The organism is Stenotrophomonas sp. TWI1149 (assembly GCF_039673155.1).
Classification (GTDB): Bacteria; Pseudomonadota; Gammaproteobacteria; order Xanthomonadales; family Xanthomonadaceae; genus Stenotrophomonas; species Stenotrophomonas maltophilia_AA.
Genome location: NZ_JBDJLB010000005.1, coordinates 169,878 through 193,505, shown reverse-complemented (window position 1 = coordinate 193,505; position 23,628 = coordinate 169,878). Strand labels below are relative to the sequence as shown.

20 protein-coding genes are annotated in these 23,628 nt (G+C 67.3%); 14 read left to right on the top strand and 6 right to left on the bottom strand.

Annotation, left to right across the window (positions count from 1 at the left end; translation table 11 throughout):
* Nucleotides 1-57: 57 nt before the first annotated feature.
* Complete coding sequence (locus ABE424_RS07805; protein ID WP_179460039.1) at nt 58-1,122, bottom strand: lipid A deacylase LpxR family protein; 1,065 nt, start codon at nt 1,120-1,122, stop codon at nt 58-60.
* 193 nt (nt 1,123-1,315) lie between these two features.
* Here ABE424_RS07805 and ABE424_RS07800 point away from each other — a divergent pair, with 193 nt between their 5' ends.
* The 7 genes from ABE424_RS07800 (at nt 1,316) to gnd (ending at nt 8,711) form a co-directional block, all read left to right on the top strand.
* Nucleotides 1,316-1,594, top strand: a complete 279-nt coding sequence (locus tag ABE424_RS07800; RefSeq protein ID WP_121041243.1) for a DUF493 family protein — start codon at nt 1,316-1,318, stop codon at nt 1,592-1,594.
* Nucleotides 1,582-2,289 (top strand): lipoyl(octanoyl) transferase LipB, encoded by a 708-nt coding sequence (gene lipB, locus ABE424_RS07795; RefSeq protein ID WP_176988174.1) that lies wholly within the window; start codon nt 1,582-1,584, stop codon nt 2,287-2,289. Before ABE424_RS07800 ends, lipB begins: the two co-directional genes overlap by 13 nt.
* 18 nt (nt 2,290-2,307) lie before the next feature.
* Nucleotides 2,308-3,321: a lipoyl synthase gene (gene lipA, locus ABE424_RS07790; protein WP_176988175.1), complete on the top strand. Its 1,014-nt coding sequence runs from the start codon at nt 2,308-2,310 to the stop codon at nt 3,319-3,321.
* Between the two features lie 237 nt (nt 3,322-3,558).
* Nucleotides 3,559-5,736, top strand: coding sequence for a carboxy terminal-processing peptidase (locus ABE424_RS07785; RefSeq protein WP_346492373.1), 2,178 nt, complete (start codon nt 3,559-3,561; stop codon nt 5,734-5,736).
* A 130-nt stretch (nt 5,737-5,866) separates the two neighbouring features.
* A complete protein-coding gene (locus ABE424_RS07780) occupies nt 5,867-6,484 on the top strand; it encodes a DUF2242 domain-containing protein (RefSeq protein ID WP_346492372.1) in 618 nt (205 codons plus the stop codon).
* 22 nt (nt 6,485-6,506) lie between these two features.
* On the top strand, nt 6,507-7,805 hold the full coding sequence (locus tag ABE424_RS07775) for a hypothetical protein (protein ID WP_346492371.1): 1,299 nt from the start codon (nt 6,507-6,509) through the stop codon (nt 7,803-7,805).
* Nucleotides 7,806-7,808: 3 nt separating this feature from the next.
* A complete protein-coding gene (gene gnd / locus ABE424_RS07770) occupies nt 7,809-8,711 on the top strand; it encodes a phosphogluconate dehydrogenase (NAD(+)-dependent, decarboxylating) (RefSeq protein ID WP_179460043.1) in 903 nt (300 codons plus the stop codon).
* 85 nt (nt 8,712-8,796) lie between these two features.
* Here gnd and ABE424_RS07765 read toward each other — a convergent pair whose 3' ends face one another.
* Nucleotides 8,797-9,837, bottom strand: a complete 1,041-nt coding sequence (locus ABE424_RS07765; RefSeq protein WP_346492370.1) for an oxidoreductase — start codon at nt 9,835-9,837, stop codon at nt 8,797-8,799.
* A gap of 170 nt (nt 9,838-10,007) precedes the next feature.
* Between ABE424_RS07765 and ABE424_RS07760 the strand changes: the two genes are divergently transcribed.
* From ABE424_RS07760 to ABE424_RS07745, 4 genes are all read left to right on the top strand, one after another.
* Nucleotides 10,008-10,385, top strand: coding sequence for a BON domain-containing protein (locus ABE424_RS07760; protein WP_346492369.1), 378 nt, complete (start codon nt 10,008-10,010; stop codon nt 10,383-10,385).
* Nucleotides 10,386-10,633: 248 nt separating this feature from the next.
* Nucleotides 10,634-12,454, top strand: coding sequence for an ATP-binding protein (locus ABE424_RS07755; protein ID WP_346492368.1), 1,821 nt, complete (start codon nt 10,634-10,636; stop codon nt 12,452-12,454).
* Nucleotides 12,451-12,891, top strand: coding sequence for a response regulator (locus tag ABE424_RS07750; protein ID WP_346477703.1), 441 nt, complete (start codon nt 12,451-12,453; stop codon nt 12,889-12,891). The genes ABE424_RS07755 and ABE424_RS07750 overlap by 4 nt, the downstream gene beginning before the upstream one ends.
* A 4-nt stretch (nt 12,892-12,895) precedes the next feature.
* Nucleotides 12,896-14,410, top strand: a complete 1,515-nt coding sequence (locus ABE424_RS07745) for an ATP-binding protein (RefSeq protein ID WP_346492367.1) — start codon at nt 12,896-12,898, stop codon at nt 14,408-14,410.
* Here ABE424_RS07745 and ABE424_RS07740 read toward each other — a convergent pair whose 3' ends face one another.
* Nucleotides 14,411-15,145 carry a 20S proteasome subunit A/B gene (locus tag ABE424_RS07740; protein WP_179460048.1) on the bottom strand — a complete coding sequence of 245 codons (735 nt, stop codon included), beginning with the start codon at nt 15,143-15,145 and terminating at the stop codon, nt 14,411-14,413.
* Between the two features lie 84 nt (nt 15,146-15,229).
* Here ABE424_RS07740 and folK point away from each other — a divergent pair, with 84 nt between their 5' ends.
* Nucleotides 15,230-15,721: a 2-amino-4-hydroxy-6-hydroxymethyldihydropteridine diphosphokinase gene (folK, locus tag ABE424_RS07735; protein WP_176988185.1), complete on the top strand. Its 492-nt coding sequence runs from the start codon at nt 15,230-15,232 to the stop codon at nt 15,719-15,721.
* A 126-nt stretch (nt 15,722-15,847) separates the two neighbouring features.
* On the opposite strand, the gene ABE424_RS07730 is transcribed toward folK, so the two are convergent.
* Entirely contained in the window at nt 15,848-16,585 is a 738-nt protein-coding gene (locus tag ABE424_RS07730) for a pteridine reductase (RefSeq protein WP_176988186.1), read from the bottom strand.
* A gap of 56 nt (nt 16,586-16,641) precedes the next feature.
* Between ABE424_RS07730 and ABE424_RS07725 the strand changes: the two genes are divergently transcribed.
* On the top strand, nt 16,642-17,826 hold the full coding sequence (locus tag ABE424_RS07725; RefSeq protein ID WP_241696369.1) for a class I SAM-dependent methyltransferase: 1,185 nt from the start codon (nt 16,642-16,644) through the stop codon (nt 17,824-17,826).
* 1 nt (nt 17,827) lies between these two features.
* Nucleotides 17,828-18,217 (top strand): VanZ family protein, encoded by a 390-nt coding sequence (locus ABE424_RS07720; protein WP_346492366.1) that lies wholly within the window; start codon nt 17,828-17,830, stop codon nt 18,215-18,217.
* Nucleotides 18,218-18,373: 156 nt separating this feature from the next.
* Here the strand turns inward: ABE424_RS07720 and ABE424_RS07715 are convergent, their stop codons facing one another.
* Both ABE424_RS07715 and ABE424_RS07710 read right to left on the bottom strand, forming a co-directional pair.
* Complete coding sequence (locus ABE424_RS07715) at nt 18,374-20,710, bottom strand: family 20 glycosylhydrolase (RefSeq protein WP_346492868.1); 2,337 nt, start codon at nt 20,708-20,710, stop codon at nt 18,374-18,376.
* 93 nt (nt 20,711-20,803) lie between these two features.
* Entirely contained in the window at nt 20,804-23,518 is a 2,715-nt protein-coding gene (locus tag ABE424_RS07710; protein WP_346492869.1) for a TonB-dependent receptor, read from the bottom strand.
* Nucleotides 23,519-23,628: the final 110 nt, after the last annotated feature.

Here is a 23,628-nt window from a genome sequence, read left to right as displayed (position 1 = left end):
GTCCCTTTTGGCTGTCCGGTAGTGCCGGCCGCTGGCCGGCGTCTCGTACTGGCGGCGTTACAGCGACCGGCTGATCGTGAAGCTGCCGAACACCGGTGCCTCGCGCTGCCCATCGAACTCGCGCGTGCTGTGGTAGCGCGCCAGCGCGAACTTCCAGCGCCCGCGCATCACCGCCAGCCCGTACCCGGCCTGGCCGACCACATGGCGCTTGTCGACACTGTGGCTGGTGCGGAACGTGTTGCCATCCAGCGTGATATCGCGGATCACCCACGCCGCATCGGTCGTCGCGAACAGATGCCACGACCAGCCGCTCGGCTTGCCCCCGCGCGTCGGCGCCGTGTTCTCACCGGCCGGGCGCAGGGGGGTACTGCCGAAATCGTCCGGCAGCTTCCAGCCGAAGCGCACTTCGCCACCGGCATTGAGGTGCGTGGCCAGGTTGCCCACCGCGCCGCCGTAATGGCTGATCGCATCCCAGCCCCAGCCGCCGAGGTTCTCCGTGGCATCGGCCGGCCACCGGCGCATCCGCTCGTGGGTCAGCATGAACACCGGCTCGTTGTGCAGCTGGTTGTCCCAGCCCTGGAACTTCTCATCGCCCAGCAGCTCGTGCACCGCGTTCTGCACTTCTTCGCCCTGCGCCCAGGGCCCGACCACGCCCAACGCCAGCTGCGTCGTCTGCAGCCGGTCGCCGCGGCGCGCGTTGTACCCGAAGCTGCCGATCAGCACGCCCGCATACGGGCGGTCATCTTCGATCAGGTCCTTCCGGGTGAAATCGGTCGGGGTGAAAATCCCCTGGGCCAGGCTGAAGATCATGTTCTGCTGTTCGAACTCGCCCGGGTGCAGCCGCTCCAGGTGGCTGTTGACCCAGCGCGCCAGGCGCGGCAGGCACGGATCGTCGGTGTAGTCGACCAGGTTCGGGGACACGAAGGTGATCTGGGCACCGTTGGTATAGCCCTGATCCTGGTCCTTGCCGCCGAACAGATCGTTGTCGACGCGGAAGTTGACCTGCGGCGGATGCTCGCGCATCGCATCGGGCCCGCATTGGGAGGCGGCCTGGGCGGCAGGCGCCGCCAGGGCGAGGACACCGGCAAGCGCGGCCGGCAGCGCGAAGGGCTTCAAGGACATGGGATACCAGACAGGGATTTATTCTTTCTTAAGCTGGTACAGCGTAGTCAGAGCGTGATCCTGTGAACAGCACTGCGCACGCACTGCTGCGTATCAGTGGCGATACAGGCGTTTTCACGTGCCGTTCGGTACCGCTGTGCGCACGATCAAGCAATGCTTGGGTTCGGGCGCGGGCATCCCCATAATCCCGGACATGGAGATCAAGTCTGACAACCCCGACCACGGCTTCCAGTTCCCCGGCCAGTTCGAACTCAGCGCCATGGGCGCGGCCGGCAACGACCTGGAACGCGAACTGCCGCGCCTGCTGGAGCTCGCCGGCCTGGAAGTACTGACCGAACGGGTCAGCTGGAAACACTCGTCCAACGGCAAGTACGTGTCCGTGCGACTGGTGTTCAAGGCCGACAACCGCGAACAGTACGATGCCGCCCACAACGCGCTGCGCGACCACCCGGAAGTGAAGTGGACGCTGTAGCCAGCTGCGCCACCGCCGCGGCCCCGGGCGACCGGGCGCCGCAACCGGCCCTCGTGCGTGACCTCGGCCGCCAGCCCTATGCCCCGGTCTGGCACGCCATGCAGCGTTTCACCGATGCCCGCACCGATGCCACCCGCGACGAACTGTGGGTGGTCGAGCACGACCCGGTGTTCACCCTGGGCCAGGCCGGCAAGGACGAGCACGTGCTCGCCCCCGGCGATATTCCCGTTCTGCATGTCGACCGTGGCGGCCAGGTGACCTACCACGGCCCCGGCCAGCTGGTGATCTACCCGCTGCTGCAGCTGCGGCGGCTGGGCATCGGGGTGCGCGACTACGTCTGCCGGATCGAGCAGGCCATCATCGACACCTTGGACGAATGGAACATCGGCGCCGAGCGCCTCGACGGCGCCCCCGGCGTCTACGTGGGCGGGGCCAAGGTCGCCGCCCTCGGCATCCGCGTGCGCCGCGGCTGCACCTTCCACGGCCTGGCCTTCAATGTGTCCATGGACCTGGAACCGTTCCGGCGGATCAACCCCTGTGGCTATCAAGGGCTGCAGGTGACCTCGGTGGTAGACTTGGGGGGACCGTCCGGCATGGCGGCCGTCACGCCGGTGCTGCTGGGCCATCTGGCCCGCCAGTTCGGCCTGGCCCTCGAGCCGGCCGCTGAATTACCCGATTTGACTGACGCGGCGTGAACGCCGCCGACCAAGGCCATGACTGAAACCACCGCTCGCCTCATTCCCCTGCAGGTTGTGCAGGGCGACACGCCGTCCGCCGCCCCGTTGCAGACGGGCGTCAAACAGATCGGCGGTGACAAGATCGGCCGCTCGCCGGTGCAGTTCGCCGACGCGCCGGTGCTGCGCAAGCCGTCGTGGATCCGCGTGCGGATTCCGTCCGGCAACGCCGTGCAGAACCTCAAGGCCAAGCTGCGCGAGAACCGGCTGGTCACGGTCTGCGAGGAAGCCAGCTGCCCCAACATCCACGAGTGCTTCAGCCACGGCACCGCGACCTTCATGATCCTCGGCGAGGTCTGCACCCGCCGTTGCTCGTTCTGCGACGTCGCCCACGGCCGGCCCAAGCCGCCGGACGCCAATGAACCGGCCAGCCTGTCCCAGACCGTGGCCGACATGGGCCTGAAGTACGTCGTGGTGACCAGCGTGGACCGCGACGACCTGCGCGACGGCGGTGCCCAGCACTTCGCCGACTGCATCGGCGCCATCCGTGCCAAGTCGCCGAACACCAAGATCGAAGTGCTGACCCCGGACTTCCGTGGCAAGGGCCGCATGGAGCGCGCGCTGGAGATCCTGGCGACCAATCCGCCGGATGTGTTCAACCACAACATCGAAACCGTGCCGGACCTGTACCGCAACGTGCGCCCGGGCGCGGATTACCAGTGGTCGCTGACCCTGCTCAAGAAGTTCAAGGCCCAGCATCCGGAGATCGCCACCAAGTCCGGCATCATGCTCGGCCTCGGTGAGACCCTGGAGCAGGTCCAGGCCACGCTGCGCGACCTGCGCGAGCACGACGTGGACATGATCACGATCGGCCAGTACCTGCAGCCGACCGCCCACCACCACCCGGTGCTGCGTTACTGGACGCCCGAGGAATACAAGGCGCTGGAGGAGTACGGCAACGCGCTGGGCTTCAGCCACGTCGCCTCCGGTCCGATGGTGCGCTCGTCCTACCACGCCGACCGCCAGGCGGCCGACGCCGGCGTCGCCGGTTGATCCAACGGGCCCTTCGGGGCCCGTTCCGTCATTCCCCCTGTCATCCCCCGGCCGCGGCCCTGAACCGCGGATGGCCGCAGGCCTGTGCCTGCCTGCCGATCCCGCCGGTATTCACAAATTTCTCCAACGGCCTCGGTAGGCTGAAGGCCCCGGTGACAAACGCGGCAACTTTCGGCACTGTCGTGGTGTCTGTAATGCACGCAGTCTCTCCCTTGGCAAGGTGCCACGAGCTAGTCCATGAAATTCAAAGCCCCCGCATTCCTGATGGCCCTGGCGCTCACCGCGCCGATGGCACTGGCCGCCTACGCCGATTCGCCCGCGCTGCCCTCGGCCGCCACGGCCGACCAGGTGACCACCTCCAAGCTGGTCTACGGACTGCTCTCGGACAGCCGATACGCCTACCGGCCGCGCGCACTTGATGCGGCGACCTCCAAGGACGTCTTCAAGCGCTACCTGGAGTCGCTCGACAGCAGCAAGCAGTTCTTCACCCAGGCCGACATCACCCGCTTCGCGCCGTTCGAGGCCAACATCGCCACCGCCATCCGCGGAGGTGAGCTGGAGCCGGCGTTCCAGGTGTTCGCGGTCTACAAGCAGCGCGTGGGCGAGCGCGTCGGCTATGCGCGCAAGCTGCTCAAGCAGGACTTCGATTTCAGCACCGACGAAAAGTTCGAGTACGACCGCAAGGACGTGCCGTGGGCCGCGGGCAGCGCCGAACTGGACGATCTGTGGCGCAAGTCGGTCAAGAACGATTGGCTGCGCCTGAAGCTGGCCGGCAAGCAGCCGGCCGAGATCCGCAAGACGCTGGACAAGCGTTACGCCACGCTGGAAAAGTCGGTCAATGAGCTCAAGGGCGAGGACGTGTTCCAGTTCTTCCTCAACGCCTACACCAGCGCCGTCGACCCGCATACCGATTACTTCACCCCGCGCACCGCCGAGAACTTCAACCAGGCGATGTCGCTGTCGCTGGAAGGCATCGGCGCGCAGCTGCAGCGCCAGGACGACATGGTCGTGATCCGCGAGGTCATCGCCGGCGGCCCGGCCGCGGTCAATGGCACGCTCAAGCCGGGCGACCGCATCGTCGGCGTCGGCCAGGGCAAGTCCGGTCCGCTGGAAGACGTGATCGGCTGGCGCATCGATGACGTGGTGGCCAAGATCCGCGGCAAGAGCGATACCCAGGTCCGCCTGGAATTCATTCCGGCCGAGGAAGGCGTCGACGGCAAGCACCACACCCTGGTGCTGACCCGCCAGAAGGTGCGCCTGGCCGAACAGGCCGCCAAGGGCGAAACCCTGACCATCCCGGCCAAGGATGGGGAGCCGGCGCGCAAGGTCGGCGTGATCAAGCTGCCGACGTTCTACCAGGACTTCGAAGGCCGCCGCCGCAATGCCGCGGACTACGCGTCGGCGACGCGCGACGTGGCCAAGCTGCTGGCCGGCTTCAAGGCCGACAAGCTGGACGGCGTGGTGCTGGACCTGCGCAACAACGGCGGTGGTTCGCTGGATGAAGCGATCGAACTGACCGGTCTGTTCATCGAACAGGGCCCGGTGGTCCAGGTGCGCGAGTCCGGTGGCCGCGTCACCGTCAACAGCGACCGCAGTGAAGTGGTGGCGTGGGACGGTCCGCTGGCCGTGCTGATCAACCGCGGCTCGGCCTCGGCGTCGGAAATCTTCGCCGGCGCCATCCAGGATTACGGCCGTGGCCTGGTAATCGGTGAGACCACCTTCGGCAAGGGCACCGTGCAGAACATCGTCGACCTCGACCGTTGGCCGAGTGGCGAGACCCAGCGCTTCGGCCAGGTCAAGCTGACCATCGCCCAGTTCTTCCGCGTCAGCGGCAGCAGCACCCAGCACAAGGGCGTGGTGCCCGATCTGGCTTTCCCGGCCAGCGTGGACGCCAGCGAGTACGGCGAAAGCACCTACGACAACGCCCTGCCGTGGACCCGCATCGCTGCCGTGCCGCACACCCAGTACGGCAATTTCGGTCCGCTGCTGCCCAAGCTGGAAAGCCGCCACGACACGCGCATCGCCGCCGACAAGGAGTTCCAGTGGTGGAACGAGGATGTCGAGCAGTTCCGCGCCGAGAAGGCCAAGAAGTACATCTCGCTCAACGAGGCCGAGCGCCGCGCCGAGCGTGAGAAGCAGGACAAGCAGCGCACCGATCGCCAGGCCATCCGCAAGCAGCTGGGCCTGGATCTGGATCCGCTGGCCGATGACAGCAATGACGACGGGCTGACCGGCAACGAGCGCGACATCGTCAAGGATGCCGCCCGCGAGAAGGCGGCCGAGAAGCGCCCGGATCCGCTGCTGCGTGAGTCGGCCGCGATCCTGGCCGATGCGGTGAACCTGCTGGAGGCCGACCGTCCGCTGTCGGCGCAGGTCCTGCCGCAGTCGACCGGCGTCGGCCGCTGGGCGGACTGACCGCTTCGGCGGCCGCCAGCTGAACAGGTGACAACTCCACAGGCCGCCCTCCGGGGCGGCCTGTGCGTATCCACCTCCTGCCAACGCGCACAGGTCTATCCTTGGAGGCTGGATTTCCGCAGGAGCGGCCATGCGCTTTCGTCGTGTACGTTCGATCCCGCTGCTGGCGGTGTTCGCCGCGTTGACCGCCTGTGGCGGCCGCGCCGCCGACAGTACCCTGATCCGGGAGTCCTTCGACTCCGGCGATACCTATTCGCGCACCGTCCCCGGCCCGCCGGCCCAGGCCTGCGAAGCCGCCCGACGCACCCTGCTCAGCCAGGGCTATGCGATCGCCCGCGCCGGCGATGACGCGGTGGAGGGCAACAAGAACTTCCAGCCGAAGGATGAGGAGCACGAGCAGCTGGTGCTGCGGATTTCCTGTGCGCCGCGCGGCGACCAGGCGCTGGTCTTCGTCAGCGCCGTGCAGGACCGCTACGCATTGAAGAAGAGCCCGACCTCGGCCAGTGTCGGCGTGGGTGCGCTGGGCTCGGTCTCGCTGCCGTTCGGCAGCAACGACGACTCGCTGGTGAAAGTGGCCAGCAGCACCGTGCAGGACGCCACCTTCTACCGCCGCTTCTTCGAGCGTCTGCAGCAGTACCTGCCGGCCGCCGCCGCGCCCGAGCCGACGCCGGCCGCCGCCCCGCCCGCTGCAGCGGTGGAGACGCCGCCCACCACGGTGGTGAGCGATACCCCGGCATCGCTGCGCTGAGCGGGCAGGGGTGCGGCAGGCCATGGCAGCAGGATCGCGGCGCTGGCACCGCTGCGTGCTTGGCGCGCTGCTGGGACTGATCCCCGCGGCCAGCGCGTGGAGTGCGGCGTCCTGCGCGCAGAGCGTGCTGGAGGAGCTGGGCTGGCGGATCAGCGCCGCCGACATCGAGGCACCGGACATCGAGGCACCGATGGTGCAGGGCGGACCGGTCTGCGAGCGCACCGACCTGCATCAGGCGCAGGCGGCCGGCGACCTGCGCGTGCAGCTGCCGCGGCAGTGGTCGGAGGCGCAGCGGCAGGCCTGGCTGCCCACGTTGTTCGATGATCCGGCCACGGTCTGCGCCTACGCGTTCAAGCTCGGCGCCGCCACCCGCCGTGCCACCACCGCCCTGCAGGACAACGAGGGGTTCCGCTTCTCGGCGCTTCAGCTGGGCTGGATCGGCTTCGGTGCCGGTGGCGCCCAGACCAAGGGCTGGGAGCGCTTCCGCAGCTTCGGCCGCGGCTATCAGCCGGCCGAGGCCAACAGCGCGGCACTGCAGACCTTCTACGACGGCCGCGTGCGCGCGGAATGCGGGGTCGGCCGCCAGGTCGCGCAGCTGGCGACCCAGCGCGAGCTGTACGGCGATGCCGCGTTCGATCGCGCGTTCTCGGCTGAAGAGCTGTCCATCGGCACCTTCCTGACTCTGCACGAGACCGACAGCATCCTGCTCGGCCGGCATGCCGGCGAGTTCCTCGCCGATGGGAAGGCAACGAAGACCGCCCAGCGCGGGCGACAGGCGTTCGTGGGGACGCCCGGCTTCATCGAGCACGTGTTCGACCGCGCTTACCTGGACGACATCAACAACCAGGCCGAGAACTTCGTGGTGGTCGATGTCAGTGATGCGGCGGCGCGCGTGCTGCGCGAGCACGACGGCTTCGCGTACTACGACCGGATCAACCGGCGCATCTGGTCATTGGCCCAACGCATGCCGGGCCCGGGCCCGCGCCGTTTCGAGCGCCTGCTGATCGAGCGTGATCCGATCTGGCGGCGCGAAGTGCCGGCCGCGCAGCAGCCGCTGCTGAAGGAACTGGACGCGTTGCTGGACGATCCGTTCTACCAGGGGTTCCTGATTTACGTGCATCCACGCGGTATACGTCCTATCGGATATCACATCGCGCGCCTGCTCGACCGCAATCCGCGGACGCCGTTCGCGATCGAGCTGGGGCTGCACAATCTGCACACCACGTTGTACCGGCGCTGGATCGACGCACAGCTGCAGCAGTGCGCGGCCGCGCCGGTCTCTCCCGTTACACAACCGTATTCGCAAGCTGAGCAAAGGTGAGTCATGGATATTGCAATGATTGGACTGGGCCGCATGGGCGCCAACATGGCCGAGCGCCTGCACCGCGGCGGTCATCGCGTGATCGGGGTCGATCCCGGTGAGGCCGCACGCACCGCGGCGGCCGCGCGTGGTTTCGAGGTCAGCGCCTCGATTGCCGATACGCTTGCCGCGCTGCCGGTGCCGCGCGTGGTGTGGTTGATGGTGCCGGCCGGCGTGGTCGACCAGACGCTGGCCTCGCTCTCGCCGCATCTGTCCGAAGGCGATGTGGTGATCGACGGCGGCAACTCGTACTACAAGGACTCCATGCGCCGCAGCGAACAGCTGCAGGGCGAAGACGTGACCTATATCGACTGCGGCACCAGCGGCGGCGTGTGGGGGTTGCAGGAGGGCTACAGCCTGATGATCGGCGGGGACAAGGCCGCGGTCGAACGGATCGGCGCGATCTTCCGCACGCTGGCACCGGGTGAAGACCGCGGCTGGGCGCATGTCGGCCCGAGCGGGGCAGGGCACTTCTGCAAGATGGTCCACAACGGCATCGAGTACGGGATGATGCAGGCCTACGCGGAAGGCTTCGCGCTGATGCAGCACAAGACCGGGTTCAACCTCGATCTGGCGCAGGTGGCCAAGGCCTGGCAGCACGGCAGCGTAGTGCGTTCGTGGCTGCTCGATCTCAGTGCCGATGCGCTGGGCCGCAACCCGCAGCTGGACGGCATCGCGCCCCATGTCGATGACTCCGGCGAAGGCCGCTGGACCGTCGCCGAAGCGATCGACCTGGACGTGTCGGCTCCGGTGATCACCCTGTCACTGCTTGAGCGGCTGCGCTCGCGCGAGAAGAACTCCTTCAGCGATCGCCTGCTGGCGGCGATGCGCAACGAGTTCGGCGGCCACGCGATCAAGTCGACCTGAGGCCGACCGATGCGGGCCGACGGGACGTGATCGTCCGGCCCGCATCCACGCAGGGCGTGGATCTATATGGCGTGGCGTGACCGACTCACAGGGTTACCCGCCGCCCGCTGCGTGCGCTCTCTGCGCCCGCTTCCAGCAGGCGCATCAGCTGCAGTGCCTGCGCGGTGCTGACCGGCGCTTCGCCCGTACCCAGCATCGCATCGCGGAAGGCCGCGTAGAACGCGCGGTAATCGCCGGGCACGTTGTCCACGGTGCTGCGCTGGGTGTGTCCGTCCGCATCGACCCGCACCAGGTGGCCATGCTGCGGGTCCAGCCCCCAGCCCGGCGCGCCCGGTGCGACACCGCGGCGCAGTTGATCTTCCTGCACGTCCAGCCCGTCCTTGAGGTAGCTGCCGGCATCGCCATGCACGATGAAGCGTGGGCTGGAGGCGGCGACCAGCGAACCGGCATGCAGGATCGCGCGGTGGCGCGGGTAGTGCAGCACCGCGTGGAAGTAGTCGTTGCCGAGCGCGTGCTCGCGCTGCGCCATCAGGTCCGCGCTGATCGCGCCGGGCCAGCCGAACAGCTGCAGCATCTGGTCGAGCAGATGGGGGCCGAGATCCATCCACAGGCCGCTGCCGGGGGCATCGCTCTCGCGCCAGCGGTCACGCACCTGCGGGCGGAACCGGTCGAAGTGGGAATGGCATTCGGCGACGCGGCCGACGCGGCCTTCGGCGAGCACCTGCTTCAGGGTGAGGAAGTCGGCATCATGGCGACGGTTCTGGAAGACGGTGACGACACGGTCGGCCTCCCGCGCGGCCTGCACCACTGCCTCGGCCTCCGCCACCGAGAGCGCGAACGGCTTGTCCACCAGCACGTGTTTGCCCGCGGCCAGCGCGGCGCGCGCCAGCGGTGCGTGCGCATCGTTGGGCGTGGCGATGACGACGGCGTCGACTGCGGGATCATCGAACAGCTGCTGCGGGTCGTCGCAGAGGCGCACATCGGTGAAGCTGCGCAGCAACCGATCACGCTGCGAACTGACGATGCTGTGCAGGGCCAGCCCGGGCGTGTGCAGGATCAATGGTGCATGGAACACGCTGCCCGCCAGGCCGTAGCCGATCAGTCCCACCTGAAGTATGGCGGCCATGGTGCACTCCAACATAACGGGGCAGGACAGGGTAACGGCTGCGCGCGCGGGGCGGAAATCTGAACGGTTCGGCAGCAAGCTGAGCGGTTCACGGCGACGTTATGTGGTGCGCACGTCCCGTCCACGGCCCTGCACGGACACTGGTCCCACATCCGCAAAGGAATTCGAACATGACCAACACGACCCGTAATCTGCTTGCTGCTTCGCTGGCCTTGGGCATGGTGCTGGGCACCTCGTCCGCGATGGCCAAGGATCCGCCGAAGAGCACCGATCATGCCGCGATGACCCATGCCGATACGCACGATTCGGCCGAGCCGGTCACCGACAGCTGGATCACCACCAAGGTCAAGACCGACCTGCTGACCAGCAAGAACGTCCCGGGTACCGAAGTGAAGGTGGAGACCGTCAATGGCGTGGTCACCCTCACCGGCACCGTGGCCAGCCAGGCCGAGCATGACAAGGCCGTCCGGGTGACCCAGCAGATCAAGGGCGTCAAGCGCGTCGACGCCGCTGGTCTGAAGGTTGCCGCATCCGCTGCCAAGCGCTGAGTCCGGCCGTAATGTTGAACAGGGCGCGCCTTCGGGCGCGCTTTTTTTTATAGGGCTTTTCCCCTCCGCCTGGCACGCGTCGAGCGCCCTCCGAGCGCCCCCCCCATCCCGTTCAGACAGGTGATTGCCTGCGTATTCACAAAGGGGTGGAGTATATTCAGCGCTTCGCCATCGTCGGTGCGCCGCAAGGCCCGGGTATTCCCGGTGCCTGGGCACGGCCGGTCTTGGCATCGAGCTGAAGAGGGACTATGGCGCTGGTGTTCAGTGATCAAATCTGGGACCGCTGGCGCCTGCCGGCCCTGGCCCTGGCGGCGGTAGCCATCATCGTGGTGCCGTGGCTCACCCTGCGCAAATTGGCCAACGACAACATCGATGCGATGAACTGGGTCACCCACACCCAGGATGTCGGCGTGGCCGTCTATCAGCTGCAGGCTGACGTGCGCGATGTTGAATCCGCTGCGTTGACGATGTCCAAGGGCATCGACGCGCCGGGCCTGCGCGAGCGGTTGGCGCAGGCCGATGATATTCCCGGGCGGTTGGCCCGGCTGGCCGAACTGACCCGCGACAATCCCGATCAGCTGATCCGGATCGGTCGCATCCAGTCGATGCTTGAACGCCGCATGGAACTGGCCAAGCAGTTGGCCCGTTCCGCGCCCGATGCCGATCAGCGGCAGCTGGTGGCCGACCTGACCACCCGCTATCCGATCCGCCGCCTGGTCGAGGAACTGCAGGCTACCGAAGAACAACTGCTCGCCAAACGCTCGGCGCTGTTCGCCGCGCAGCAGCGCCAGGGCGAGCTCGTCTCCTGGTCGGCACTGATCGTGCAGCTGCTGCTGCTTGGCCTGGTGCTGTGGCTGCTGCAGCGGCAGATCCGCCACCGCCTCAGCGCGGAACGTGCCTCGCTGCGTGCGGCCGAGCGTGCGGCCTCGGTGCTGCACACGGTGCGCGAGCCAATCGTGCTGCTCGACCGCGCGTTGCGCGTGCAGATGCACAACCCGGCCTTCGGCGAGCTGTACGGCCTGGACGAAGAGGCCCCGGCCGAAGGGCTGCCGCTGGACAGCATCGGCGACGGCGCCTGGGCCGATGCGGTGGTCCGCCAGCGCCTGACCGACGTGCTGCTGCGCGGCCGCGAGCTGTGGGATTACGAGCACGAGCAGCGCACCGCCGATGACGTGGTGCGGATCATGCTGATCAACGCGCGGCGCATGCCACTGCCGGACAAGGACGATGAAGTGGTGCTGATGACCGTCAGCGATGTCACCGTCCAGCGCGCCGTGCAGCTGCGCGTGGAAGAACTGAACCGCCAGCTGGAAGGCAAGGTCGAGCAGGTCTCCGAGGTCAACCGCGAGCTGGAAGCGTTCAGTTATTCGGTATCGCATGATCTGCGCGCGCCGCTGCGCCACGTGGCCGGTTTCTCGGACAAGCTGACCCGCCACCTGGGCGAGGGCGCGGATGAAAAATCGCTGCACTACCTGGGCGTGATCTCCAATTCGGCCAAGCGCATGGCCGCCCTGATCGACGATCTGCTGGTCTATTCGCGCCTGGGCCGGGCGGCGATGCGCCTGCAGGCCGTGGACATGCAGTCGCTGGTCGCCGACACCCGCGCGATGCTCGATGCCAACCAGCAGAGCGAGTCGGAAAGTACCGGCGTACCGCACCATATCGACTGGAAGATCGCACCGCTGCCGATCATTGTTTCCGATGAAAACATGATGCGGCAGGTCTGGCTGAATCTGCTCGGCAATGCGATCAAGTATTCTTCCAACCGCGAGCCGGCCCGGATCGAGGTCGACTACAAACTCCAGCCTGACGGCAGCCATCTGTTCACCGTGCGCGACAACGGCGCCGGGTTCGACATGGCCTACGCCGGCAAGCTGTTCGGGGTGTTCCAACGGCTGCACAAGGCCAGCGACTACCCGGGCACGGGCATCGGCCTGGCCAGCGTCCGCCGGGTGCTGACCCGCCACGGCGGCCGCATCTGGGCCGAGTCGGCGGTCGATCAGGGCGCCACGTTCCACTTCGTTCTTCCACCCGCGCTCGACGCAATCAACAAGGGCTCCGCCGCATGACCGCTCTCCGCACCATCCTCCTCGCCGAGGACAGCCCCGCCGATGCCGAGATGGCCATCGACGCCCTGAAGGAGGCCCGCCTGGCCAATCCGATCGTGCACGTCGAAGACGGCGTGGAAACGATGGACTACCTGCTGCGCCGTGGCGCCTTCGCCAACCGCGAGGAAGGCCTGCCGGCGGTGCTGCTGCTGGACATCAAGATGCCGCGCATGGATGGCCTGGAAGTGCTCAAGGAAATCCGCAACACCGAAGAGCTCAAGCGGCTGCCGGTGGTGATCCTGTCTTCCTCGCGCGAAGAAAGCGACCTGGCGCGCAGCTGGGACATGGGCGTGAACGCCTACGTGGTCAAGCCGGTGGACGTGGACCAGTTCTTTGGTGCGGTGCAGACCCTGGGCAAGTTCTGGGGTCTGATCAACCAGGCACCGGAGGTCGAGTAAGCCCATGCCGCTCACCGGCCCTGCGTTGGGTGCCCTGCGGATCCTGCTGATCGAGGATTCGCCGGAAGACGCCGAACTGATGTGCGAGCAGATGCTCGATGCTGGCCTGGAGGCCAGTTTCGAGCGGGTCGAGAGCGCGCAGGAACTGCGCGAAGCGCTGGAGCGCGCCGCGCCGGACATCGTGCTGTCGGACCTGAGCATGCCCGGCTTCTCCGGCAATGAAGCGCTGCAGATCGTGCGCGCCGCCTTGCCGGACGTGCCCTTCATCTTCGTGTCCGGCACGATGGGTGAGGAAAACGCCGTGGCCGCCCTGCACCAGGGCGCCAACGACTACATCATCAAGCACCAGCCGGCGCGCCTGCCCTCGGCGGTGGCGCGCGCCGTGCGCGAAGCGCGCAGCGCGATCGACCGCCAGCGGGTGGAAGCCGAGCTGATGCGCGCGCAACGGCTGGAAAGCCTGTCGCTGCTGGCGGCCGGGCTGAGCCATGACCTGCGCAACATCCTGCAGCCGCTGCTGATCATGCCGGACCTGCTCAAGGCACGTACCGACGATCCGCAGCTGCACCATCTGGCCGACATCATCGCCGAGTGCGGCCGCCGCGGCCACGAGATGGCCGAGTCGATGCTGTCCTTCGTCCGCGGTTCGCGCAAGCCGAGCGAGCACATCTGCCTGGCCCACCTGTTCGAAGGCGTGGAGCTGCTCCTGCGCAGCAACCTGCCGGCCAAGGTCACCCTGCACCTGGAGGTGGCCGACGGGCTGGCGGTGGATGCCAATTACACCGAGCTGCAGCAGGTGCTGCTCAATCTGTCCCTGAATGCCATCCAGGCGATGCCCGACGGTGGCCGGCTGACCCTGCGCGCTGCCGCGGCCGCCGATACCCATGGCGATGACTGGCTGCGCATCACCGTGTCCGACGAAGGCATCGGCATGGACGCGCAGACGCTGTCGAACCTGTTCAATCCGTTCTTCACGACCAAGGCGACCGGCACCGGGCTCGGCCTGATTTCCTGCAAGCGCATCATCGAAGGCGCGCACGGGACCATCCAGGTCGACAGCACCCCGGGCGTCGGGACGCGCTTCGATGTCCTGCTGCCGATGCAGGTGATCGTCGATGCGGCCGAGGCGGTCGATGGGCCGATCACCGCCGGTACGGGGCAGTCGATCCTGGTGGTCGATGGCGAGGCCACGCGGCTGTCGTTGCTGGGCAATGCGCTTTCCAGCCAGGGCTATCACCTGCAGCTGGCCTCCGATGGCGCTGCCGCGCTGCGCTGGATGCAGCAGGAGAGCATGCCCGCGCTGGTGATCGCCGATGCGGGCTCCAAGCTGCTCTCGGCCAGCCATCTGCTCGGCGAAATGGCCTCGCTGGGCTATCGGGGCCCGGCGCTGGTGCTGGAAGAAGCCGACGTCACCGTGCCGCTGGCGGTGTTCCCGCCGGGCATCAACGTGCACGTGCTGCGCAAACCACTGGAAATGCAGCAGGTGTTCCGTTCGGTCGCCGAGGCGCTGGAAACCGCCTGATCAGGTCTCCCACGGAAACCGGGGCAGGCTGGCCACGGCCTGTTCGAGCCTGAAAGACCAATTGCCGTGGATCTCCGCGTACAGCGGGCTGTCGCCGGCCAGGCGCATGCGCTGGGTGATACGCAGGTCATCCCTGCGGATCAGCACCAGGTCCACCGGCAGCCCGACCGACAGATTGGAGCGGATGGTCGAGTCCAGCGACACGATCGCCGTGCGCGCAGCGTCTTCCAGCCGGGTCTGCGGGCGCAGGATCCGGTCCAGGATGGGCTTGCCGTACTTGGACTCGCCGATCTGCAGGAAGGGGGTTTCCGGCGATGCCGCGATGGCATTGCCGAGCGGGTAGATCATGTACAGGCCGGGGTGCTCGCCGCTGATCTGGCCGCCCAGGATCAGCGTGGCCTGGGTCACGATGCCATCCTGCCCGGCCTCATGGGTGCTGGATTTGACCTGGCTGTCGAGCAGCACGCGGCCCACGTACTCGGCCACTTCGAACAGATGGCGGTAAGCGCGCAGGTTCTCAGGCCGCTGCTCCTCCACGTCGCGCCGCAGCCGCGAGATCAGCAGCTGGGTCGTCGCCAGGTTGCCGGCGGCCATGATGACGAAGGCCGCTTCACCGGGAAACTCGAACTCGTGCAGCTTGCGGTGCACGCGCACGTCGTCCAGCGACGCGTTGGTACGGGTGTCGGCGGCGAAGACCAGGCCTTCGTCCACCTCGATGCCGACGCAATAGGTCATGTCGGTGTCCTATGATGTGCACCCCGATTCTATGCGCTGGCCCCGTTGCCCCCGTGTGGAGTCGCCCCACGTACGCTGAATACCATGATCACTGCGCTCCTGAGCCTGGGCAGCAACCTGCAGCCGCAACAGCATCTTCACGCCGCGGTGGAGGCCCTGCGCGCGCGCTTCGGCGCGATCGCGGTCTCGCCGGCCTACCGCACCGCCGCGGTGGGCTTTGATGGCCCGGATTTCCTCAACAACGCGGTGGCGATCCAGACCGATCTGCCGCTGCAGACGCTGGATGACTGGCTGCATGCGCTGGAGGATGCCCACGGCCGCGACCGCAGCGGCCCGCGCTTCAGCGACCGCACCCTGGACATCGACGTGGTGTTCTACGGCGATCTGATCGTGGAAGGCCCCGGCCACCTGCGCATCCCGCGCCCGGAGCTCAAGCACGCTTTCGTGCTCAAGCCGCTGGCCGACATCGCGCCGGACTTCCGCGATCCGGTCAGCGGGCTGACCCTGGATGCGCTGTGGCGCGCGCATCGGCAGTTCGGCGAGCCGTTCGACACGATGGACCTGCTGCCCGGCTGATCGATGCACGGGTGGTGCCGGCCGCTGGCCGGCACTCCGACACTGCCCGGCTGATCGATGCGGTAGGTACCGACCGTTGGTCGGTACGGGGCCTGCACGCGACCCAGCGTGCGGTCCAACCGGCGTTTACGACAACGTCCGCCCACCATCCACGCGCAGGGTGTGCCCGGTGACGAACGCGGCATCGGTGGCCAGCCAGTACACCGCCTCGGCGATCTCCTCCACCGTGCCGGTGCGTGCCAGCGGCGTGCGTGCCAGCAGCGCCTGCTGCGCGAAGTCATCCTTGCCCTGTTCCGGCCACAGGATCGCCCCGGGCGCGACCGCATTGACCCGGACCTTGGGCGCCAGCTCGAGCGCCAGCGAGCGGGTGACCATCTCCAGCGCTGCCTTGGCCGCGGCGTACACCGGGTGGTCGCGCATCGGCTGGGTGCCGTGCAGGTCGGTCAGGTTGACGATGCTGCCCTGCTGGCGGCGCAGGTGCGGCGCCGCGGCCTGGGCCAGCAGCAGGGGCGCGCGTGCGTTGACCGCGAACAGGTCGTCCCACTGCGCGGCGGTGATCTGGCCGAGCAGGGTGGGGTAGAAGTTCGAGGCGTTGTTGACCAGCGTGTCCAGCCGGCCGAACTGGGCCACGGTCTGGTCGACCAGGTCGGGCAGGGCCTCGGCATCGCGCAGATCGGCCTGCAGGGCCAGCACGCTGCCCGGGCGCAGCATGTCCATGTCGAAGGCCATCTGCTGCAGCTCGGCGGTCGAGGTGTGGGCGTGCAGCACCACCGACCAGCCACAGGCGTGGAACTGGCGGGCGATGGCCGCGCCGATCCGGCGCGCACTGCCGGTGATCAGCGCCACGGGCGCGGTATCGGTCATCGGGGGTACTCCCTGCTCAGGCTATGCTGTGCATTGTCACCGCAATCGCCCGCGCCATGCATTCCCCACTGCCCCTCCCCGAATCCGACGCCCTGGCCCACAGCGACGAGCTGGCTGCGGCGCTGCGCGCTGAAATCCTCGCCAACGGCGGCGCGATGCCGTTCTCCCGCTTCATGGAGCTGAGCCTGTACGCGCCCGGTTGGGGCTACTACAGCGCCGGTGCCAGCAAGTTCGGCGCGGCCGGCGATTTCACCACGTCGCCGGAAATCGGCGCGCTGTTCGCCGCGACCCTGGCCAACGCGATCGCCCCGGTGATGCAGCAGCTCGGCCCCGAAGCGCGGTTCATGGAAGTGGGGGGCGGCAGCGGCGCCTTCGCCGAAGTGCTGCTCAAGCGCATGCTGGAACTGGACGCGCTGCCTGAGCGCTACGCGATCCTGGAGCCCAGCGCGGACCTGCGCGAGCGCCAGCGCGAGCGCCTGGAGAAGGCGCTGATCCCGCCGGTATTTGCCCTGGTGGAATGGCTGGACCGCCCTTTCGATGACGACTGGGACGGCATGGTCTTCGCCAACGAAGTGATCGACGCGCTGCCGACGCCGCGCTTCCTCGCCCGCGACGGCATGGTCTATGAAGAAACCGTGGAGCTGGATGCCGACGGTGCCTTCGTGCGCGGCGCGCAGCCGGCCGATGCGATGCTCACGGCAGCGGTCCGCCACGTCGAGCATTACCGCGAGAAGCCCTTCGCCGATGGTTACCGCTCCGAACTGCTGCCGCAGCTGCCGTACTGGATCCAGGCGATCGCCGGCGGCCTGCAGCGCGGTGCGATGCTGTTCGTCGACTACGGCTACCCGCGCAACGAGTATTACCAGGACGACCGCGACGAGGGCACCGTGCGTGCGTTCTATCGCCACCACGTGCACAACGACCTGTACCGTTGGCCGGGCCTGCAGGACCTGACCGCGTCGGTGGATTTCACCGCGTTGGCCGAGTCGGGCACCGGCGCCGGTTTCGAGCTGGCCGGATACTGCACCCAGGCCAGTTTCCTGCTCGGCAACGGGCTTGATGCGCTGCTGGAAAAGGCCGACGCGCGTACCGACGAGATCGGCCGCGTGCGGCTGCGCGATCAGGTGAAAAAGCTGACGCTGCCGACCGGGATGGGCGAGCGCTTCCAGGTGATGGGCTTCCAGCGTGATGTCGATTTCGAAGCCGCCTTCGAGCTCGGCGATCTGACCTGGCGCCTGTAAGGTGGCCGCGACCCAACTGCTGAAGCCGCTGCGCTGGCCGCGGGCATGGCTGGCGCTGTGGTGGCTGGCGGTGCTGGGCACTGTCGTGGTCTGCCTGATCCCGCCGCCGCCGATTCCGTTGCCGGAGAACAGCGACAAGGTCGAGCACTTCCTCGCGTATTTCCTGCTGGCCGCATCGGCCGTGCAGATCTACCAGCGCCGCGCGGCCCTGGTCTGGGCTGCGGTCGGTCTGGTCGCGCTGGGCATCGGCATCGAGTTCGCGCAGGGCGCTTTGACCGTCAATCGCATGGCCGACCCGATGGATGCGCTGGCCAACAGCGTCGGCGTGCTGGCCGGCATGGCGATCATGTTCACCCCGCTGCGCGACCTGCTGCTTCGCCTGCGCGGGTGACGCTGGCGACGCGGGTGACGCATGACGGGTACTGCCACCCGGACGATGCATGACAGGTAGTGCCGGCCGCGGGCCGGCAACCCCGGCGATGTCGGATTCATGAGGTGCCGGCCCGCGGCCGGCACTACCTCCTCCGTTTCGTTTGTGGCTGCGGCGTTACCGCGGCTGCAGCGTCATCTCATCCAGCACCCACATCGTCGGCCGGGTGTCGCCGGTGAAGCGCACGCACAGATTCTGCGTGCCCTTGAGCGAACGCGGCAGCGCCGCCTCCAGTGTGATGAACCCATCGGCACCCGGTGCGGCCGGCAGCGTCACGCTGGCCAGTGGCTTGCCATCGCACTGCCCGCCGAGGATGTCCATTTCCCCGTGTGCGCTGCGCTTGGGGGCGAAGCGACGGCTGGGCTCGTCGTGGGCCAGCTGGAAGTAATACGGGATCTGTCCGGCGCGGATGCGGACGCTGGCAATGCCGTCCACACTGGCGTCCTTCCACAGCCAGCACGGGTTGAAGATGTCGACGTTGAAGATCGCACGCTCGCCGTCGGCCGGGCCATCATCTTCCAGGCGCAGCAGCAGCTGGCCTTCGCCCGGGCACTGCGCCAGATGCTCGTCGGTCCGCGACAGCAGCGAGGTGGCGGTGACATCGAAGCGGCTGGCGGCCTTGGCCAATGCCTGGCCGTTGAAGAACGTCGCGGCCTGCAACGCCACCGGCAGCGGCTGCTGCAGCGGGGCGGTGTAGCGCGGCGACCGGGCGGTGACCGCACTACCATCCACGCTGTAGTGGATGTCGTAGCCGAGCGGATTGCGCAGTGCGAGCGTCGCGGTGCCGGCAGCGCGATCGTCATGGCTGTCCAGTTCCACCTGGAACGGGGTCTGTGCATACGCGATGCCCATCGCCTGGTATCGCTGCAGCTGCGCCGGCAGGCGTGCCAGGAAATCGGCGTAATCACGACGCTCGCGCGGCGACCAGCCGGTCTCGGCCACGGCAGCCAGGCGCGGGAACAGGTTGTGCTGCAGGCGCGCGTAGCTGCGCGTGTGCTCGGTGAACATGTTGGCCTGCAGGCCGAGGATGTGGTGCTGCCTGTCCTTGGCCAGCGCGTCCGGCACCGGCTCGAAGCCGTACACGCGCGCCAGCGGAATCGTCGCCGGACGGCCCGGCGGCTCGTTCTCCGAGTTCGTCTGCAGGTAATCCATGTACATGTCGGTCACCGGCGACATCACCACGTCGTGACCTTCGCTGGCGGCCTTCAGGCCGCCTTCCGTGCCGCGCCACGACATCACCGTGGCTTCCGGCGGCAACCCGCCTTCGAGGATTTCGTCCCAGCCGATCAGGCGCCGGTCGTGTTGTTCCAGGAACGTTTCCAGGCGCTTGATGATGTGGCTCTGCATTTCCATCTCATCGCCGGCGCCCACCTCGCGCATGCGTGCCTGCACCCGCGCGGAAGCCTCCCACTGGTCCTTGACTGCTTCGTCGCCCCCCACGTGCACGTACCTGGCCGGGAACAACGCGATGACTTCTTCCAACACGTTCTCAAGGAATTCGAGGGTGCTGTCGTCGGTGTTGAACAGGTTGGGGAACACGCCCCATTCGCTCAGCGGCTTGAGCGGGGTGTCGATCGTGCCGAGCGCCGGATAGGCCGCGATCGCTGCGGTGGCATGGCCGGGCACGTCGATCTCGGGGATCACCTGGATATGGCGCGCGGCCGCATACGCGATCACCTCGCGGATCTGTTCCTGGGTGTAGAACCCGCAGTAGGGACGCTCGGCGCCGGTGACTGGATCGCGGCCACCGTCACCGGCCGGAATGCGGCAGCTGCCGACGCCGGTCAGTTTCGGGTAGCGCTTGATCTCCATGCGCCAGCCCTGATCATCGGTGAGATGCCAATGGAAGGTGTTGAGCTTCTGCTCGGCCATCGCATCGAGGACCTGCTTGATCTCGTCGAGGCTCTGGAAGTGGCGGGCCGAATCGAGCATCAGGCCGCGCCAGCTGAAACGGGGGGCATCATCGATGCGCAGCGCCGGAAGCATCCCATCGCTGCCGCCGGTAAGCAGCTGCGAGAGCGTGGCCGCACCGTAGAACAGGCCGGCCTCGGTGGCGGCCTGCACGGTCGCGCCGCGCGCGTCCGAACGCAGCTGGTAGCCTTCGGGACCGGTCTTGAGCGTGGCGTCCAGCACGAAGCGGATCCCGTCTTTGCCGCGTCCCTCGCCTACCGTTACCGCCGGGCCACCGCTGTCGCGCAGCAGGGTGGCGAACTGCGTGGCGACGCGCTGGGCGACCGGGCCCTGTGCACGTACCGGCGTGGCCGCCGTCACCGCGTAGCCGGCGCCGTCGAGGCGCTCGGCCTTCGCCGGTGCGGGGATCAGCATCAGTGAACCGGGCAGGGCCTTCGGGCCATCTGGTGCACGTGCGTCGGCGGCCTGGGCCAGCGGTGCGAGGGAGAGTGCCAGTGCGAAGGACAGCAGCGACAGCGAGGTACGACGGGTGCGGGTGTGCATCGGGTCATTCCTTTGTAGCGAATCGGGTTCCACCTGTGAAACGGGCCCGGAAATCCGGGCCCGTTTCAGGTGTGCAGCGTGTTACCGCGGCGATCAGTACTTGAAGCGGAAGTTCAGATAGTACTGGCGGCCGTTGGAGTAGAACGAGGTCGGGATCAACGCGCTCTGGTAGTACTTGTAGGTCGGGTTGTTGAGGTTCAGGCCATCCAGGCTGATGCTCAGCCAGTCGGTCGCCTTGTAGCTCAGCGACGCCGACAGGGTGCCGAAGTCGTCCTGGTAGTACGGGTTGGTACCGGACAGGCTGATCAGGAACGAGGAACGGCGGGTGTAGCTGACGCGGGCGCCGAAGCGTTCGTTCTCGAAGTAGGCACCCACGTTGTAGGTGTTCTTCGAGGTGCCCAGCAGGTTGTTGGTGCCGTCGGCCCAGGTGTGGTTGGTCTTGCCATTGGCGTAGGTGTAGTTGGCATTGACGCCGAAGTACTCACCGATCGGCTGCTCGTAGGCCACTTCCACGCCGGTGACCTGCCCATCGGCATTGATCGGGGTGGAGATGTCGTAGGTTTCAAGCTGGTTGGTCAGTTCGCTGAAGAGCTGGCGCTGGACCACGTCGAAGGCGATGTAGTCCTTCAGGCGCATATGGTAGGCGCCCAGCGACAACAGGCCGCGCGGCATGAAGTACCACTCGAGGTTGGCATCCAGGTTGCTGGACAGGGTCGGCTTCAGATCGGGGTTGCCGCCGCCGCCGGTCTTGTTCAGATCCGAACCCCACGAGGACGCACCCAGTGCCGAGTAGTCCGGCAGCGTCTGGGTCTGCGACGCGGCCACGCGCAGCACCAGGTCATCGTCCAGGTCGAACTTGATGTTGGCGCTCGGCAGCACGCGGTCGTGCTTGTTCTCGAAGGCCTGGCGCTGCCACATGCCGAACAGGCTGCGCACGTCGGCGCGGGCCGGATCGCTGACGGCCAGGTAGGTGTCGATGTCCTGCTTGATGTTGACGTAGCGCAGGCCGATGTTGCCGCTCCACCAGTCACCGGTGAAGTTGGCCTGCACGTAGCCGGCGAAGTTCTTTTCCTTCACCTTCCACTCGGCACCGTAGTTGTGGCGGCCGTCGGGACCGTCGTTGCCGGCCAGCCAGGTCGAGTTGTTGACGATGGCGTTCTGCAGCGCATCCGGGGTGTAGTACCAGATGTTGCGCGGGAAGGTGCCGCCCACTCCGCTGGCGAAGTTGCCCGGGTACTGCCCGGTGGCGCTGCCGCGCAGTGCGGACCAGATGTCGCCCGGGCTGGCGCCTTCCGGCGACAGGGCTTCACGTTCGTGGTCGGCGAAGCGCAGGCCGAAGTCGATCGAGCTCAGCGTGCCACCGTTGCTGAAGTACTGGTTGAAATCCAGCGACGCCCAGTCTTCCTTGTCCTCTGCCTTGACCAGCTGGTTGCCCCAGGTGCCGAAGCTGCTGACGCCTGCTTCGCTGATGTCGCCACCGATGTTCCAGTCGACCGGGGAGCCGGCGCCGTGGCTGGCGTAAGACGCGCCGCCACCCTGGCCGACGGTGACTTCGGCGATGAACTGACGCGGGGTTTCGCCGGTGCCCTTGGTGGTGCCGGCCTGGAACTTCGCGTTGAGGTTGTCGTTGATCTGCCAGTCCGCGTCGAAGGTGACGTAGCTGCTCTTGGCGGTGGCCTCGCGGTAGATCATGTCGTACACGCCGTAGTTCGTACCGGGAACGCCGGTGTACGTCGCGTTGGTGATCACGCCATCCACCACGGTGTAACCCGGGTCCGGGGCCTGGGTGCGGCCGAAGCCGCTGCCGAACATCATGAAGTTGCGGTTGTAGTTGTTCGCTTCCAGTTCGGAGGTGAAGCCGCTCAGGCCCAGGGTCAGCGTGTCGATCGGCTTCCACTGCACGGTGACCATGCCACCCTTGCGCTTGCGGGTCTGCTCGAACAGGGTCGAACCCAGCAGGCCGGGAATGGACAGCCCTTCCAGGTCCGGACGCGGCGCCTGCAGGAACTGGCCCGGATTGGCCGGATCGGGAATGCCGGCCACGACCGGATCGGTCGCCTTGAGCGCGAAGAAGCCGCCCGGGATTTCCTGCGCTTCACGGCGCAGTTCGCGCTCCTGGTAGAAGCCCTGCACCAGCACGCCGAAGGTGTTGGCGTCGTTCTTGTAGTTGAACAGGGCCGAGTACTGCGGATCGGTCGAGTCGGCCTGGTCCGAGCGCACGGCGCCGATCGATGCTTCAGCCGTGAACTGCTTGGCGAACTGCAGCGGGGTGCGGGTGATGATGTTGACGGTACCGGTGGTGCCGCCGTCCTGCAGCTTGGCCTGCGAGGACTTGTTCACTTCCACCGAGCTGACCAGCTCGGACGGCAGCAGCGAGTAGCTGACGCTGCGGCCGACGTTGTTGCCCTGGCTGAGCACGAACCAGTCGGCCGAGCCGACGCTGTGGCCGTTGATGAGGGTCTGGGTCAGGCTCGGGCTGGTGCCGCGCAGGCTGACACGGTCGGCTTCATCGAAGCCGCCTTCATCGGCGCTGGACGAGCTGATGTTCACGCCGGGCACGCGCTGCAGGGTATCGGCGACGTTGTGCGCGGGCAGCTTGCCCACGTCTTCGGCGGTGACCACTTCCAGGCGCGCATTCGCTTCGCGCTTGGTATCGAGCGACTTCTCCATCGAACCGCGGATGCCGGTGACCTGGATGGTGTCCAGGTCGGTTGCGGCCGGCGTGGAGGCGGGGGCTTGCTGCGCGTGGGCGCTGAAGGCCAGGCAGCTGACGATGGCTGCGGAAAGCAGGGTCTTGCGGGTGTTCATGATGTCTCTCCTCATCACTCGATGGTCGCCGGCGACGGCGTCTGTTTGCTTGCGTCTGGTACGACTGTGCCGCGCGCCTGTTGTCCGGTGCGCCTTGGGTGCTACGTACT

Excerpts from the sequence above, each read along its gene's own strand:
- ABE424_RS07750 (WP_346477703.1), top strand. The coding sequence starts at position 12,451 with ATGACCGCTCTCCGCACCATCCTCCTCGCCGAGGACAGCCCCGCCGAT.
- ABE424_RS07805 (WP_179460039.1), bottom strand. The coding sequence starts at position 1,122 with ATGTCCTTGAAGCCCTTCGCGCTGCCGGCCGCGCTTGCCGGTGTCCTC.
- ABE424_RS07775 (WP_346492371.1), top strand. The coding sequence starts at position 6,507 with ATGGCAGCAGGATCGCGGCGCTGGCACCGCTGCGTGCTTGGCGCGCTG.
- gnd (WP_179460043.1), top strand. The coding sequence starts at position 7,809 with ATGGATATTGCAATGATTGGACTGGGCCGCATGGGCGCCAACATGGCC.
- ABE424_RS07785 (WP_346492373.1), top strand. The coding sequence starts at position 3,559 with ATGAAATTCAAAGCCCCCGCATTCCTGATGGCCCTGGCGCTCACCGCG.
- ABE424_RS07725 (WP_241696369.1), top strand. The coding sequence starts at position 16,642 with ATGCATTCCCCACTGCCCCTCCCCGAATCCGACGCCCTGGCCCACAGC.
- ABE424_RS07745 (WP_346492367.1), top strand. The coding sequence starts at position 12,896 with ATGCCGCTCACCGGCCCTGCGTTGGGTGCCCTGCGGATCCTGCTGATC.
- lipA (WP_176988175.1), top strand. The coding sequence starts at position 2,308 with ATGACTGAAACCACCGCTCGCCTCATTCCCCTGCAGGTTGTGCAGGGC.
- ABE424_RS07730 (WP_176988186.1), bottom strand. The coding sequence starts at position 16,585 with ATGACCGATACCGCGCCCGTGGCGCTGATCACCGGCAGTGCGCGCCGG.
- ABE424_RS07780 (WP_346492372.1), top strand. The coding sequence starts at position 5,867 with ATGCGCTTTCGTCGTGTACGTTCGATCCCGCTGCTGGCGGTGTTCGCC.
- ABE424_RS07765 (WP_346492370.1), bottom strand. The coding sequence starts at position 9,837 with ATGGCCGCCATACTTCAGGTGGGACTGATCGGCTACGGCCTGGCGGGC.
- ABE424_RS07710 (WP_346492869.1), bottom strand. The coding sequence starts at position 23,518 with ATGAACACCCGCAAGACCCTGCTTTCCGCAGCCATCGTCAGCTGCCTG.
- ABE424_RS07715 (WP_346492868.1), bottom strand. The coding sequence starts at position 20,710 with ATGCACACCCGCACCCGTCGTACCTCGCTGTCGCTGCTGTCCTTCGCA.
- ABE424_RS07800 (WP_121041243.1), top strand. The coding sequence starts at position 1,316 with ATGGAGATCAAGTCTGACAACCCCGACCACGGCTTCCAGTTCCCCGGC.
- folK (WP_176988185.1), top strand. The coding sequence starts at position 15,230 with ATGATCACTGCGCTCCTGAGCCTGGGCAGCAACCTGCAGCCGCAACAG.
- ABE424_RS07755 (WP_346492368.1), top strand. The coding sequence starts at position 10,634 with ATGGCGCTGGTGTTCAGTGATCAAATCTGGGACCGCTGGCGCCTGCCG.
- ABE424_RS07740 (WP_179460048.1), bottom strand. The coding sequence starts at position 15,145 with ATGACCTATTGCGTCGGCATCGAGGTGGACGAAGGCCTGGTCTTCGCC.
- ABE424_RS07760 (WP_346492369.1), top strand. The coding sequence starts at position 10,008 with ATGACCAACACGACCCGTAATCTGCTTGCTGCTTCGCTGGCCTTGGGC.